Annotated in this window: 11 protein-coding genes; 4 read left to right on the plus strand and 7 right to left on the minus strand. The window is 66.4% G+C overall.

Annotated features, from left to right (window positions below; genetic code table 11):
- The first annotated feature begins 95 nt into the window (after positions 1–95).
- Positions 96–1064: a hypothetical protein gene (locus CAP_RS23220; protein ID WP_044244770.1), complete on the plus strand. Its 969-nt coding sequence runs from the start codon at positions 96–98 to the stop codon at positions 1062–1064.
- On the opposite strand, the gene CAP_RS23225 is transcribed toward CAP_RS23220, so the two are convergent.
- Both CAP_RS23225 and CAP_RS52515 read right to left on the minus strand, forming a co-directional pair.
- Positions 1043–3544, minus strand: coding sequence for a B12-binding domain-containing radical SAM protein (locus CAP_RS23225; protein WP_044244772.1), 2502 nt, complete (start codon positions 3542–3544; stop codon positions 1043–1045). The two genes, CAP_RS23220 and CAP_RS23225, sit on opposite strands and share 22 nt — an antisense overlap.
- Before the next feature lie 61 nt (positions 3545–3605).
- A complete protein-coding gene (locus CAP_RS52515) occupies positions 3606–4289 on the minus strand; it encodes a GNAT family N-acetyltransferase (RefSeq protein ID WP_197041316.1) in 684 nt (227 codons plus the stop codon).
- A 217-nt stretch (positions 4290–4506) separates the two neighbouring features.
- Between CAP_RS52515 and CAP_RS52520 the strand changes: the two genes are divergently transcribed.
- On the plus strand, positions 4507–4731 hold the full coding sequence (locus tag CAP_RS52520; RefSeq protein ID WP_197041317.1) for a hypothetical protein: 225 nt from the start codon (positions 4507–4509) through the stop codon (positions 4729–4731).
- Between the two features lie 24 nt (positions 4732–4755).
- Here the strand turns inward: CAP_RS52520 and CAP_RS45360 are convergent, their stop codons facing one another.
- From CAP_RS45360 to CAP_RS23250, 3 genes are all read right to left on the minus strand, one after another.
- Positions 4756–5133: a YkgJ family cysteine cluster protein gene (locus CAP_RS45360; RefSeq protein ID WP_052375700.1), complete on the minus strand. Its 378-nt coding sequence runs from the start codon at positions 5131–5133 to the stop codon at positions 4756–4758.
- Between the two features lie 138 nt (positions 5134–5271).
- Positions 5272–7473, minus strand: coding sequence for a JmjC domain-containing protein (locus tag CAP_RS23245; RefSeq protein WP_044244777.1), 2202 nt, complete (start codon positions 7471–7473; stop codon positions 5272–5274).
- A gap of 446 nt (positions 7474–7919) precedes the next feature.
- Complete coding sequence (locus tag CAP_RS23250) at positions 7920–9734, minus strand: DNA methyltransferase (protein ID WP_044244779.1); 1815 nt, start codon at positions 9732–9734, stop codon at positions 7920–7922.
- 67 nt (positions 9735–9801) lie between these two features.
- On the opposite strand from CAP_RS23250, the gene CAP_RS48565 reads away from it, so the two are divergent.
- Together CAP_RS48565 and CAP_RS50825 are read left to right on the plus strand one after the other, a co-directional pair.
- Positions 9802–10047 (plus strand): helix-turn-helix domain-containing protein, encoded by a 246-nt coding sequence (locus CAP_RS48565; RefSeq protein ID WP_231511640.1) that lies wholly within the window; start codon positions 9802–9804, stop codon positions 10045–10047.
- Entirely contained in the window at positions 10047–11510 is a 1464-nt protein-coding gene (locus CAP_RS50825) for a HEAT repeat domain-containing protein (RefSeq protein ID WP_156041067.1), read from the plus strand. Before CAP_RS48565 ends, CAP_RS50825 begins: the two co-directional genes overlap by 1 nt.
- A 300-nt stretch (positions 11511–11810) precedes the next feature.
- On the opposite strand, the gene CAP_RS23265 is transcribed toward CAP_RS50825, so the two are convergent.
- Together CAP_RS23265 and CAP_RS23270 are read right to left on the minus strand one after the other, a co-directional pair.
- Positions 11811–13070 (minus strand): hypothetical protein, encoded by a 1260-nt coding sequence (locus CAP_RS23265; protein WP_156041068.1) that lies wholly within the window; start codon positions 13068–13070, stop codon positions 11811–11813.
- A gap of 308 nt (positions 13071–13378) precedes the next feature.
- Positions 13379–13864 (minus strand): TerB family tellurite resistance protein, encoded by a 486-nt coding sequence (locus CAP_RS23270; RefSeq protein WP_052375702.1) that lies wholly within the window; start codon positions 13862–13864, stop codon positions 13379–13381.
- Positions 13865–13954 lie beyond the last annotated feature (90 nt).

Raw genomic sequence — 13954 nt, forward strand, 5'->3', positions numbered from 1 at the left:
TTCTGCGTGCACACGGCAGGAGCCCCCGATCCCGCGGCCCCGCCGACCTGCGCGAGCCCGAGCCAGAGCAGGTATCCTCCGGCGCAGGAGGTTTCATGGATGCCTTTGCCCCGACCCAGGCGCCTGCACATGCCCGCGGCGCGCTCGCCGACGCCCCCTGGTGCACCTGGTCGAACGAGGCCAGAGACCTCGTGACCGCGTTCGCGAAGGCAATCGGGGGAATGGCTGAACCCGCGCTCCTCACCCGCCCCGTCGGCCCGAACCACGACGTGACCTACTCCCTCCCCGTGGACACCGTCACCGACCCTGCGCTGCGGGAGGGCCTGCTCGCCCTGGCGGAGGCGCTCTACCACCGCCCCCTCCCCGAGGGCGGGATCCTGCTGCTCTCGGGGCTCTCCGGTGGCGGCGCCGGCGGCCGCGCCATGCATTCCCTCCTGGCGCTCCTCCGGGACGCGCTCTCGGCGCTGGGTGGTGACGGCTCGGCGCACTACGCCCCGATCGCGCCTGCCGAGGGGGCGCGGTCCGCCTTTCCCCTGCACGCCGACCTGTTCCGCTCTCCCAACCTGCTCAGCGTCTTCGACGACGTCCCCGCGGACGACAGCGGCACACCCGTGTTTCTGAGCACCACGCGGCTGCTCACGCTGATCCACGACCAGGGCTCGATGCCCGAGGCGACGCGCAGGAGGATCGTGGATCTCCTGCTCGACCGCTCGGGCGACGACAGGTACGACGACCTCTTCGACCTGCTCCACGGGACCCACCCGTGGACGTACGCGATCGAGAAGCGCATGCACGCCGCGCGGATCGCCCTCCGGCTACGCCCGGGCGAGGGCTATCTCGTGGACGATCGGCGGTGGCTGCACGGACGCGAGCCGCAGACCTCGGACGTCACCTCCGACCGCGTCCGCCGGCTGACCTTCGCGTCGGCGACGATGAACGAAGGCGTCGACGCGCTCCGGCGGGAACTTCTCGCCGCGGCGGGGCTCCCCGAGGCGGCGCTTCCCGGGCACGGCGTGGAGCCGCACCGCGGCCCGTCCGACCCTCAGGGCGACAGCTCGGCGTAGCGGACCCGCGAGGGCTCGGGCTCGGACTCATGCGCGAGGAGCAGGAGCATCCCGCCTTCGAGGAGGCTCCGGAGCGCCGCGAGCACGCTCGCGTGGGAGAGCCGCGGCTCCTGCGCGAGCACCCCCTGGATGAACGCCTCGACCGGAGACGGCCCGCGGGGTTCGCCGCCGAGGAGGCTCACCATCCAGGCGACCACCGGGTTGACCGCGGTCATCTCCTGCGTCTCCCGGTTGAAGAGCACGAAGGCGCGCGCGGAGGTCCGCATCAGCGCCACGTCCGGGTTCAGCATCACCCTCGCCAGACCGTCCCGCCCGAGCTGCGCCGCCGGCAGAACGGCGCGCACCCCGTCTCCCGGGACCGTGACGAGCCGCTGCCGCAGCAAGCGCTCCAGATGGGCGCGCGTCGCCTCTCCCAGCCCACCGGCGGGCACGGCGCCGTCGGCCAGCCATCGCTCCAGCACCTGACCCACGCCTTCCGGCACGTTGACCACCGTGCCGCGCGCGTGGTCGTAGAACGCGAGCACAGGCCCGCCCGACCCCGCGTCGAGGCGCATGAAGTCGTCCGAGAACCGCCGCACCGTCACCCCCCGCCCGAGGCGCAGCGGACGGCGGTGGGCCCCGTGGGCCAGGCCGACCGGCGCCATCCCTTCGGCGGCGTCCTCGGCCGACGCCCCCTCGACGACGCCCTCGGTGGCGCGGGGCATCCGCGCCTGCCCGGTGAGGCTGTAGAGGAGAAACGCCTCGTCCTCGTTGGTTCCGGATCCTGCGAGCGCCCCCAGCCAGATCAGACCGAGCTCCGCGCAGACATCCTCGAAGGCCAGACGATCCTCGAACTCGGCGACCAGGCTCTCCGCCTCCTCGTGGGACAGCCCCGAGGAGACCCGGTACCGCACCTCGAACATCTCTTCCACGTCGCCGTCCGTGAACGTGCTGAGGATCTCGACGCCGTACCGCTCCGGGTGCTGGTACACGTCCGAGTAGACCTCCAGGCCGAAGGGCCCGAGGCCGAGCGACGAGAAGTCGTTCCCGTAGGTCTCGGCGGAGATCTTGAGCACGTAATTCGAGAACTCGTGCGTGCTGCGCGCCTCGGCGGCGGTCTCCCCCGGGAACCCCACGAACGTGAACAGGTGGATCGCGATGCCCTCGCTCAGGCAGTGCTCGATGTTGGGCAAGATGTGTTCGAGCCGCGTCCCCTTCTTCATCAGGTTGAGCACGCGCTGGCTGTACGACTCCAGCCCGAACTGCAGCTTGAGGCACCCGGAGCGGAAGAGCTGCGCGGCGAGCCGCCGATCGATGCGCGGGTGGAACCGGGTCTCCCCGTACCAGCGGATGTCGAGCCCGCGCTCCACGATCTCGCGCGAGATCCCCTCCAGGCTCGGCACCGTGAGCGTCTCGTCGACGAAGGTGAAGAGGCGCACCCCGTGACGGGCGACGAGGGTCGCCAGGTCTTCGGCGACGCGCTCTGCGCTCCGCTGCCGGAACTCGCTGCTCGCGTAGGGGATCGTGCAGAAGGAGCACTTGTACGGGCAACTGCGCGACGTGAAGAGCGGCAGGATCGGCTCCGGCGCGAGGTACCGATCGAGCGGGAGCCCCTCGAACTCGGGGGCCGGCACGGCGTTCACGTCGACGGTGCCGATCTCCGTGCGAAACAGCCGCTTCCCCTCGCGGTACACGAGGTTCGACACCGACCCGAGCGCCCCCCCCGTCGCGAGCGTGTCGAGCAACTGGCGGAGCGACTCCTCCCCCTCGTAGACGCTGAAGCTGTCGATGAGCGAGGTGTACGGGTGGGGCACGCTCCCCCACGCCCCGACGAGCCGGGTGACGTAGTTTCCTCCCATGCAGAAATGGACGTCCGGGCCCGTCTCGCCCCGGAGGCACCGGGCGAGCGTCAGCGCCGGGACGAGCTGCTCCCACGCAGGCAGCGAGAAGCCGATGAAATCGTAGCCCTCGCCGCAGAGGAGCGCGCGCCCCCGCTCCTCGTAGAAGCGCTTGATCACGTTCTCGTCCGACGACGTGAAGGGCAGGATCTTGTCGGGCGCCATCCCGCACGACCCGAAATGGATCTGATTGAGGGTGAGGCGCTGGCGGTCGTACCCCGACTCGACGATGTTGAGCGCCGCGCCGATGGTCTTCTTGGCGCGCTCGCGGACGCCGGTGTCGAGGTAGCGCGCCGGCGTCTTCAGCGCCTCCTTCGCGGCCTCCACGGACGTCGCGACCTCGTCAATCTCCAGGAGCGCCTTGCAGAGCCGGGCGTAGCTCTTCGACCCGAGCGCCGCTTGCCCCCGCCGCTCCCGCGCCTGGAGCCGCGGCGCCATCGAGGCGACCACCTGCTCGGTGAGCAGCCAGTCGTAAAACTCGATGTTCATGTCGCGGATGTCGACGGAGATGCCCTGCTTCGCCAGGTACCCTTTGAGGAGGGGAAGCGCCAGGTAGGGCCCGAACTGCATCCAACCCGGTGGGAAAATCAAGAGCGCCTTCATCCCGTCCTCCATGTCCGGCGCACCGCGCGGCAGCGTGAAGACGCCACCGCGCGCGCCAGCGTCACGTACCTGCTTCCAGCCCGTCGGGCGCCCCCTCGGCGTGCCCCGCGTCCCGATCGACCGACAGCTCCGCCTTGAGGAGCCCGTAGACGTGCACGTCCTGCCGGGCGCCATGGTGCACCTCATGGCTGCGCAGGACGCCTTCGGGCTGAAACCCTGCGCGGACCATGAGGCGCTGGGCCCGGACATTGAACCCGTAGACGTGGGCGCAGAGCTTTTCCAGGTTCTCCACGGTGAAGGCGTACTCCGCCGCCAGCCGGAGCGCCGCGACACCCACCCCCTGACCCCGCGCTGCCCGATCCCCGACGAAGATGCCCACGAATGCGAGGGAATTCCGGCGATCAATCAATGCCAGTTCGATCCGTCCAACCAGCTTTTCATTGAGCGCGATCCCGAAGAGCACCGCATCGGACGGTGGCTCCTCGATCAGCCGCTCGAGACGTTTTGCGAACGCGGACCGCGAGACCGGGCGGCTCCATCCCGAGAACCGCCCGAGCTCCTCGTCGCCCTCCCAGGCATACAGCCGATCGGCGTCGGAAAACTCCAGCGGGCGTAGCGTGATGTGACCCAGCGTGAAGATGGGATCCCCCTTTGGCGTCGTGATTGCGGAGAACCGCCGCCGCCATGCGCGTGCGGCAGAATCGCTCTCAGATAACACCGTGAAGCGCGCCGTTACAAGGCGCACGCGCTCCTTCGATGCGCGCGCTCCTTCGATGCGCGCGTGCCGCCGATCCCGACGCCGCGGAGACGATTGTACGGCGGAGACGATTGTGCGGCGGAGAGGCCCATGATTGAATGGGCCGCGGAACGAGGGTAAAGGGCGGGTCCCCCTCGATCGCTCACCGGCTCGCAGAGCGTGGGGACGCGCCGCCCGCGTCCGTCCATGCGAGGAGGACATCACGATGTCGCAGAAAGACGTTTTGGACGAATCGCAGGTGGCCAATGCCGAGGAGCTCATCGTCAAGAAGGGGCGTGAGGGCAAGGCGCTGGATCCGGCCGAGATCCGGAAGCTCCTCGAGGAGGGCGGGTTCGAGAACCCCGTCATCGAGCACGTCATCTCGAAATCGAATCAGGTGATGAAGAAGTACACCGCGGCCCCCACGGAAAAGGACAAGAAGGGCTCCTGACGAGCGCCGCGAGGCCCTGGCAGCTCACCGTCGCGCCAGGTGCGCCTCGAGTTCCTCCGGCGTCGTGATCTCGACGTCGTCCAGCCGGATGTAACGCTGGCAGTAAGGCGGCCCGTGGGTCCGGCATTGCTGCGGCCGGCGCTCGTAAATCGTGCAGCGGCTGTCCTCGCCGAGGTAGATGCACCGCCCCTCGGTGATCATGTACCAGGCATCGCCGCGGATGAAGATCTTCACCGTATCGAAGTGGAGGCGCCACCTGGTCTCATCAATCTCTGCCGGCGTCGTCGGACGCGCGATCGGCCAGGCGAGATCGTGGCAGCAGAGCGCCGTGCAGCCCTGACAGGCAGGGGTCGAGGCATCGGCGAGCGGCGTCCCCGTGCTCTCCAGGAGCGCCAGCCTCATCGGAATCGACCGTTTCGCCATGCGAGACCTCCGACGCCGTGGGAATCGCTCGAACGTCACTCAAGGATACCCGCCGCGCGCGTCGCCGACCAGGGAAGCGGGCAAAACCCCCGGACACCTGCGTCGAGGGATCACGTCCTACCTGCGTCCTATGGCAGCCTCCAGCGCGTCGAGGAGCTGCCGTCCCGCTGACGTCGGCACCCCCTCCTCGCGAAGGATCCCGAGGACCTCGACCGCCGCGCGCCCCTCGCCGCCCACGTGCGCCTCGCCGCCCACGCGCGCCTCGCCGCCCACGCGCGCGAGGGCGAGCGCCTGCACCTCTGCAAAGACATCCTCGAACAGCCCCGCGAGCGTGCGCGGACGGCCCGTGAAGGGGGAAGGACAGGGCTCCTCCAGGTCGCCCTCCAGCAAGGTGAACCCGAGGAGCAGGTCCCGCGCTGTGCAGCGCGCCGCCTCACGCGCCAGCACCATCGCCATGTCGCTCCCGGAGTGGGGGGCCATCACCACCATGCCGCTGAACGCCGGGACGCTCGCCGCGTCCTTCACGCCGCCGTCCCCCTGCCGGGGCACCACCGTCACGATCGCCCCGAGGACCTGATCCCGTACGCGCGGCGCCGCCTCTCCCAGCACCGCAATCCCCGCGCCGACCGCCTCTGCAAGCCGCGCGAGCGCTTCCCCGGACGGCTCCCGATCGACGATCACCCCCTCGGCCCGCGCCCCCCGGAGGAAGAAGTCGAGACACCACCCGTCCGGCGCGCGGACCGACGGACCGCTCCACCCCGTCTCTCGCAGGAGCGGGGCGAAGAGCGGGCCGAAGTGGCGCATCACCGCATCGAGCCGCGGCGCATAGCCAAAATACAGCGCCTCGGCGGCCCGGAAGGCGAAGGAGCGGCTCTCGGGACGCGCCGCGACCCTCTCCCGCGCCCCCGCCGGCATGCGCAGGAGCGCTGTGATGCCCGCCGCGAGCGCCTCGCGGACGTCGGACGGCACGAGCGCCGCGTGCGCCTCCTCGACGGTCTGCAAGAGCCGATCGAGAAGCACGAGGGAGGCCCGCCTCCGGATCCGCGCCACCTCCTCCACACCCCCAGCGTCCGGAGCGCACCTGTACGGAGAGGAAAGCTCGGCGGTGGCCCGGAGGACCGCCGCGATGCGATCCCGCTCCTCGCACACCGCGCCAACAGGCATCTCCAGCGCCGCCGCGCCCCCTCCCTCAGAGCCCCCCCCAGACGCTGCGGCCGCACCGCCGAGATCCCGCTGCGCACCGTCCCGCGCAGCTCCCGGTGAACGCGCCACCTCCCCCGCGACCCGCGCCAGCCAGGCCCGCTTCAGCCGCGCCTGGAACGTCGCCGCCTCGACGGGCGCCCACAGGCGCGCCGCGTGCGCGTTCACCTCGTCCTGAACCACCCGCGAGAGCGCCCCCAGGGGCCGATCCGTGCGCACCACCGGGACCGGCCCCCACCATGCCTGCTCCTCGGACAGCACCTCCTTCAACGCCGGATACAACCGGTGCAGCGCGCTCTCCTTCGCGGGCACGGGCGCGCCGTCGTCCGCATCGGCCGTGGGCCGGTAGACGCACCGCAGCCACGCCTCCCGCAGCCCCCGCCGCACCGGCCCCGCGCACAGCTCGGCGTGCAGCTCGCCCACCAGCGCATCGAGCGCCTCCCCCTCCTGGACGCCTGCGGGGAGCGGCGCCCACCACCGCGCGCTCGACGCGAGCCCCCGCCGCAGCACCGGCCAGAGAAACCCCAGCGCCGTCTCCGCGTTCACCGCCACCGAGACGCTCGTCGACGCGCCCACCGAGACCCCCCAGTGCACCCAGAGCAGCGGAATGTAGAGAAGATCCCCGGCCTCCAGCGTGACCTCCAGCGCCTCGTCCGGCATGTCCATGACATCGAGCGGACTCTCCTTGAGCATGCGCCGGCGAACCTCGGCCTCCGGAATGGAGGTCGGCGGGTGGACCCTCCAGCGCTTCCGACCGGATTGCTGGAGCACGAAGCTATCCGCGATGTCGTAATGGCTGCGGATCCCCTGTCCCCCCGCAGCGCAGACCCCATCGAACCACACCCGCCGGCACGAGAACGACGCCTCATACGCCCGCGCGATCCCCGCCAGCTCCGGATCGGCGCGATCCATGATCTGGGCAAAGACCACCTCCTCTCCGGTCCGGTGCACGAGCCACGGCCACTCCGCCTCCAGGGCGTTACACACCCCGAGGAACCTGGCGCGATCCACGCGCGACCCGAGGATGTGCGAGGCCCCGCCCTTCAGATGAAGCGGAGCCCGCCGCCAGTGGTGCTCGAAGAAGCGATCCTCCGAGATCTCGCCGAAATCGAAGAGCACCGTGTTCTCTCCTGGGAAGGGGAAGCTAGGGCGCTGCGAGCGTAGCGGAAAGCCAGCTCCCAGAGGCGGTCGTGTGACGCCGACGACCTGGACAAGACATCCCGGCGCCGGCGATGCCGAGGCACCACGCCGCGATGCCGATGCGCCCCACTCCGAGCGCCCCCCAGTGTGAGGTCCTGGCCGGCGCCCGGGGCGCCGAGCAGGCTGTCCCAATCTCTATCGCCTGGCCAGTCGTTCACTGACGCGACATGCACCCCGTCTGTCCTCAGCTTGCGCCCTGCCCGGAGGCCAGCTTCACCTGGGGGCCGTAGAGCGGCAGCCGCCCCTGGTCCATGCCTTTGGTCGACGGTTACGTCATCAGCGGCGCCGAGGCAGTGGTCGAGCGACAGCTTCAGGCCGTCACGCATATGGGGAGCTGGGCACTCCAGCGGGGAAGGTGATTACTTTCAGCGTTCGAACTTAACCAGAGCATCCGCCGTGAGTGGCTTTGCCAACAGTCCCTTCTTCGGGTCCAGGGCGATGCCGAGTTCTCGCAACCCAACGAGCACATCGCTGTAGTGGAAGCTATCGAGAGCGTGCCCCTGCCGAATGACCTCTTTCACCGCCGCCACGTAGACATAGCTCGGGTTGCGGGCATGCTCAGGGTTGAGGCTCATGGCCGCATTCGCAAGAACGTCGGCAAGGCGCACGACCTGAGGCAGAGGCTCGGCGTGATGTCGCTGTTTTCGCTCCGGCTTCTGGACGGTCATGATCAGATCAACGGTAACGACTCCTTCCGAGCCAGAGTTTAGTCCCTTCACCGAACGCTGACCTTTGTCCAGGATGGCGATGTGGAGGGGATCGGAGAAGCCAGCGTCGCGAAGAGCACGCTGAACAAGCGCCCAAATAGAACCACTGCTGTTGCCAAAGACAACGCTCATGAAGCGCCCGGACTTGAGGATCCGAAACGCCTCTATGAACGCACCACGAAGAATACGCTCATATCGCTCTGCGGAGTCCTTCTTCTTTGGTCCCGTAGTATGCATCACCGCTTCGGACGTGTCGTCGGTGGCGCGGCCAAGCCAAGCCTCATGGAACAGGTTCATGTCGGCATAGAAGATGTTGCTGCCGAACGGTGGATCGGTGAAAACGTAGTCGACTGATGCATCCGTAAGATGCGAGAGATTGTGCGCAGAAGCGAGTTCGTAGGTAGCACGGCCTGAGAAGTCGCGGATGAATAGGGGCGCGCGCGAGAAGAGCAGAGCATCTGAACGCAGCACGGCTTCTACCTTCCGCTTAAACAAATCGAACACGTTCCACTCGAAGTACACGGGAGCCACGTAGTACGTCTGGTTCTGTGCATTTAGAGGCCGTTTGGGGCCCCATTGATAGCGGCGCGAAGCGCGTGCAAGGCACGCCGTGAAGGCAAAGCGCAGCTTGTTCCGGATCACCTCGTCGTTCTCGCTCCCGATCGCGCTCCAGAGTTCATGCAGGGCAAGAGCATTCCTCGGTGAGAAGAACTGCTTGGTTTCCATGATCCCAGCACGCCCTAGGCCAGACCGCCCAAACATCTCCCTGTCAGCGGAGATCCGCATCGAAGGGACTTTCTCCTGCCGAGAGTCCTTCCATGCGCGGGCGATCTTCTGCAGGTCCGCAGGCTGAACCGCTTGCTCGACCTGCTTCCCATCTTCGCCGTCCACGACAACACGGACTGGAACATCACTCGCCCGCGACCACGACCGACGCTGGAAAGTGCCATTGCATGTAGGGCACGTGTCGACAGGCTTTCCATTGCCGTCTAGGTGCTCAAAATACACGAGTTGCTCAGAACACGAGGGGCATATATAGACGAACGACCATATCGTTCGGATTACATCAACCTCGAATCCATCAGAAACGCGACGCGTCAGATAAAGGTCGCCTAGTGCCTTCTTCGCGTTCGAGATCGCCGCAGATGCGGAACGGCGGACTGCGGCTGGCGAGACCTGCGACATGTAGCCCCTACCAATGTGCTGCCCCAGCACGGAGATGTCGCTCAGCTTCGCGATACGACCCACCGATGCTGCCGCCAGTCCGGTCATGCCTGAGCCGGCGAACATATCGACGATAACGTCGTCCGGCTTCGTGAAGGCCTCGATAAAGGGCTTGATCGCGTCGACCGGCACCTTCGTCAGATATGCATGGCAGTTGTAGATTGCGTCTGTCCGAGGGGCGTGAACGATAACGGGAAGGCGGTCCACCTCTGTCGCGCCCGTCCTCTTAGTCTTAGTTTTGGTCCTCATCGGTTCTCCCCAGATGTGTGACCTATAGTCTGCAGACGCAAAGTCATCAAGGTCATACGGTTAGCTGGTGACACACGTCGGCCCTGGCACACCCGCCGCGATATTCGGCCGTAATCTTCGACGGTTGCGGACCAGCGCCGGATTGTCTCAGGAGGAGCTAGCCGCCCGTTCAGGTCTCCATCGAACATACGTGAGTTCGGTGGAACGGGGCAACCGGAACGTCTCGCTTGAGAACATCTTCGCGTTGGCGGAAGCACTGAAGTGCGAGCCGCGCGACCTTCTCGCGCCGCCTAGAGACGAGGAGGGCGACTGATGGGCTTCAAGGCCGACCTGAGTTTCCTTCAGAAGCTGACGATGGGAGCGACCGCTACACGTGCAGCGGTCGCCTTCCTTGAAGGACTCGGATTCGCTCCAATCGAACTAGAGCGGTACAGCACTTCCAACAAGATCTGGTCAACGAAGGTGAAGCGATTGCGCCTGGCGGATCTTCTGTGTGTGCGCACCGGTCTGCGCGTCGAGATCCGTGCAAAGTCTGATCTACAGATTAAGATGAGCGACTCGCCTACCAACCTCGAACGGCGCTGGGACTCGGGGCTGCGCGACGAGGATCTGATCGGACTCGTCTCGTGTTATGGTGGGGCAGCAGTTCACGTACGTGCCGCGCCTGTCTTTATCGCCGTTCGCGATCTTCGGGCGACCGTTCATCTGGCCAAGGTTGGTCAGCGAAAGTCGGCGAGCGAAGGGGCTGAGCGTGACATTACTTGGCCTTCGATCGTTCCATCAGGTAACGGTGAGGTCGTCGAGGTTACGGCCGAGCGGATTCGGGTTCGGATGGACCCGGGCCGCTTTCAAAGTTATAAACTCAAGGGCAAGACGCCCCTCGTGAAAGTCGGAGATCGCTTTACCGGGGAGGCCTCGTTCTTGGCGGGAGCGGTGTCGCGCATCATCAACCCAACGTTGATGCTCTCTCGTCGCTGGTCGCCGGTAGACGATCTGCGCTCCGACGTCGCCACGGATCGCTACGCCGCAGCTAAAGCGCTAGCGTCCGGCAAGGCCGATGCGCCAGTAAACGTTGTGACGCTTTTGGCAAATGCCCTTGAGTGCGAAACAGAGCCTAGAACGGCCCTGGAGATCGCGGGTGCGTTGGCGCGCCTGGGTGAAGACGCTGGCTTCGAATATCTCGCGTCGAGCATTAATCGCGAAGGAGACAAGTCTCCCGGCTATCTCCGTATGGAGGCCATTCTCATCCTGTCCGAGATCCCTGACGCTAGATCGGCCACTGCACTCGACAAGGTTGCAGGAGACCGCGCGCTTAAGGGTGATGAACTCCGACAGGCGGCCGTATGGGGTCTTGGGCGCTTTGGGATTCAGCACTATTCGAGCGTCGCAACGTACATTGCTGACGAGGAGGACGATGTCGCCCTGCATGCGATCGCCGCACTCGGGCCGGATACGGACAAGACCGTAATTGAGGTACTCGCCGATATGCTGGTGCAGCACTCATCGAGTCGAACCAAAGCGGCAGCGTCGGAAGCTCTACGCATAATCGGCTCGCTGCATGTCGCGGAGGCGCTCATCTTCCGAGTCAATAGCGGAAGCCCCTGGGTGCCTGCCACGCTGGGCCGTCTTCCGATGCAGGTTCTCGCGAATGCGAAAATTCCGGCCTCCCTCGCTCAAATGATTGAACCTATAAGGCTGCTCTCCAGTCCAAGCAACTGGCTTGCTGCGCGCAACACGGTAACGGATTTCCAGTTCTTGTTGCAGCAGGATCTATGAGCAAGGCACCAGGCTGCATCGATGGCACCCCGAAGGCCTTCTCTCAGTCAGTGCCCGGTCACGATGGCGACCACCGGGCGTTTACGTCATTTAGGCTTACCTACCGCAGCAGGAAGACCACTGCGGTCTGCTGGAAGCTGGAGTTTAGTGCGCAAGATCCATCCACGCATGCTCTACGGCAGTCTCGCGCATCTCTGGCTTGCCACTTGCGTGTTAGTTGAGGTCTGCCAGCGATATAGGGAGTGGTGTGGCACGGCCTTTACGGGCCGCATCGCCACTGGCCTGCAATCCCGCATCCCCTCAGAAAAAAGTCCGGATCGTGAACTGCCCATAGATCGACGTGCGCGTGAGCTTCACGTCCGGGGCCACATCCATGCTGGCATCGATCAGTGTCGATACCACCACCCCGATCTGCGCATACCTCCGGCCCGTGTAGTAGATCCCGCCCACGATGGCGTGCATGGGTGGCACCCCCTCGATCTCCGGACCGTCGGTCCAGCTTGCCACGGTCGCATCGAGCCGATACTCGGCGAGCAGCGCCACGGGCGCGTACGGCATCCCATCCATTGTGAGCGCGATCCCGGCGCCCAGGGCGGTGCTCGACGTGGTATAGACGACCTCCTGTGCTCCGCTGTGCGTGAGGCGTGAGGCGGACATGATGTCGACATCGAGCGACGCTTGCGCCGAGAAATGCCTCCCGAGCGCCTGGGCCAGGTTCACAGAGCCGCGGCCCCCGATCGACTTCGTCCTGGAGAACAACGAAGGGATGAGTCTGTCGAGATCTGCCCTCGTGATCTCCTCCTGCTCAGAGGTCGCGATGAGGGCGTCCACGAGCTGAAAGGGGGTGACCTGCTGGTCGAGGGCGCCTTGAGCTGAGAGGCGCGCGCCGAGCTGCGTCCCGGTGCGCTCGGAGCGCAGGATCATCCCCGCGGCGCCGGCTCTCCAGCTCACGGAGGCGTCGGCGCCGAAGTAGAAGGCGGTGAGGGGATCGATGCCGGCGGCGATGCGCGCGTCGACACCGCCGAAGAACCCGATGCGCTCGTGGAAGCGGATGCCGATGTCCAGGCGCTCGACGGCGCCCGCAAAGCCCAGGTCCACGAACTCTGGGCCGCTCTCGAGACGCACGTTCTCGTAACTGACACCTTGCGCGAAGGTCAGATGGCTCGTCACGAACGCATTGTCGGAGCGAAGGGGGAACAGGAAGGCATGACCCTTCAGGGTCCGATCGCTGAACGTGGTGTCGTCTTCGCATGGGGCCTTGGGGGCATTGCCGGGCAAGGCCTTGTCCTGCGGTTTCGCCCCGCGCGCATCGGGCGGCGTGGTGGTCTTCAGCGCTGCGCCGGACGCTCTGCCTTCGGCGCGCGTCACCTGCTCTTTGACGGGTGACGGCTCTGCATGCGGCGGCTTGTCGTTGGCGGTCGCCTCATTCGCCGCCGCGTCTGGGCTTTGCGTGGGGCCAGCAGCTCCCGGTGCTGGCGTCGCGGCTTCCGTGTCCTGCGCCCACGCGTTGCCCCCGAGCAGGCTGCCCAAGGTCACCAGCACGACGGCGACTGCACTCACGTTTCTCAGGGTCGCGACCACGCTTCTCTATAGAGGAGGGGACGGCGCTGGCGCCCGTCCTCCTGCATCCATTCGCGCAGGGTTGGCCCTCTCTCGTCCGAGGAGGCGGTTTTGCGGCTGCCTGTCTGCGCCTCCCTCTCGTCCTGGGACGTTTCTGGCGCGCTCTCCGGGGACTGCTTCACGGAGATCATGGGGCCCTGGAAGCGTGACCCTGAAGCGCCCTCGCGTTGAGGACGATGGCTCCCCTTGTCTGACACTTTCCCCGACCAAAGGCACAACTCGCCGGGGAGGGGAGGCCGCGCGGACGCCTACTCCAGGACCGCTACGCGGAAGAGGGCAGCGCGCATATCGTACACGGCCTTCTCCATCTGGATGAGGGCGTGAAGGGTCAGCACCGTGTCATCGGAGACGCCCAGAGCCCGCGCGGCCCGGACGACCTTGGACCGCTCGGCCGCGGCGTATTCGCCGTCCGCGCTGCACATCTGGATCGCGTGGTAGATCAGGTGCGGCGCGGGATTCCAGGTCGCGACATCCGTTCGGATGTCGTCCAGGAGATTGTGCAGATCTGCCGACCTGTAGTCGAACTTCTCATATTCGGCGATGACGTCCTCTGGAGCGCCAAACTTGCGCTGATGCTCGATGAGCCAGTCGTACTCCCTCGGGCTGACCTCCCCATCCGCGCCCGCGATGACCAGGAGCACCTTGCCATAGTTTATCATCGCCTGCCGGGGCGCACCTGTCATCCCGTACTGCGTGCGCCCGAAATCGCTTACTTTCAGCATGTCAGCGGCCATTTCCTGCCTCGCCTTCTGCCTATTCTGGCTCGGGGTGCACATTTAACAGACCGTCGGACCGTTGTACACATGGCTTGGGTCCTGCGCGCC

Source organism: Chondromyces apiculatus DSM 436 (assembly GCF_000601485.1).
In the GTDB taxonomy this organism is placed as follows: Bacteria; Myxococcota_A; Polyangia; order Polyangiales; family Polyangiaceae; genus Chondromyces; species Chondromyces apiculatus.

Excerpts from the sequence above, each read along its gene's own strand:
- CAP_RS45360 (WP_052375700.1), bottom strand. The coding sequence starts at position 5,133 with ATGAGGCTGGCGCTCCTGGAGAGCACGGGGACGCCGCTCGCCGATGCC.
- CAP_RS23270 (WP_052375702.1), bottom strand. The coding sequence starts at position 13,864 with ATGGCCGCTGACATGCTGAAAGTAAGCGATTTCGGGCGCACGCAGTAC.
- CAP_RS23225 (WP_044244772.1), bottom strand. The coding sequence starts at position 3,544 with ATGAAGGCGCTCTTGATTTTCCCACCGGGTTGGATGCAGTTCGGGCCC.
- CAP_RS50825 (WP_156041067.1), top strand. The coding sequence starts at position 10,047 with ATGGGCTTCAAGGCCGACCTGAGTTTCCTTCAGAAGCTGACGATGGGA.
- CAP_RS52520 (WP_197041317.1), top strand. The coding sequence starts at position 4,507 with ATGTCGCAGAAAGACGTTTTGGACGAATCGCAGGTGGCCAATGCCGAG.
- CAP_RS23250 (WP_044244779.1), bottom strand. The coding sequence starts at position 9,734 with ATGAGGACCAAAACTAAGACTAAGAGGACGGGCGCGACAGAGGTGGAC.
- CAP_RS23220 (WP_044244770.1), top strand. The coding sequence starts at position 96 with ATGGATGCCTTTGCCCCGACCCAGGCGCCTGCACATGCCCGCGGCGCG.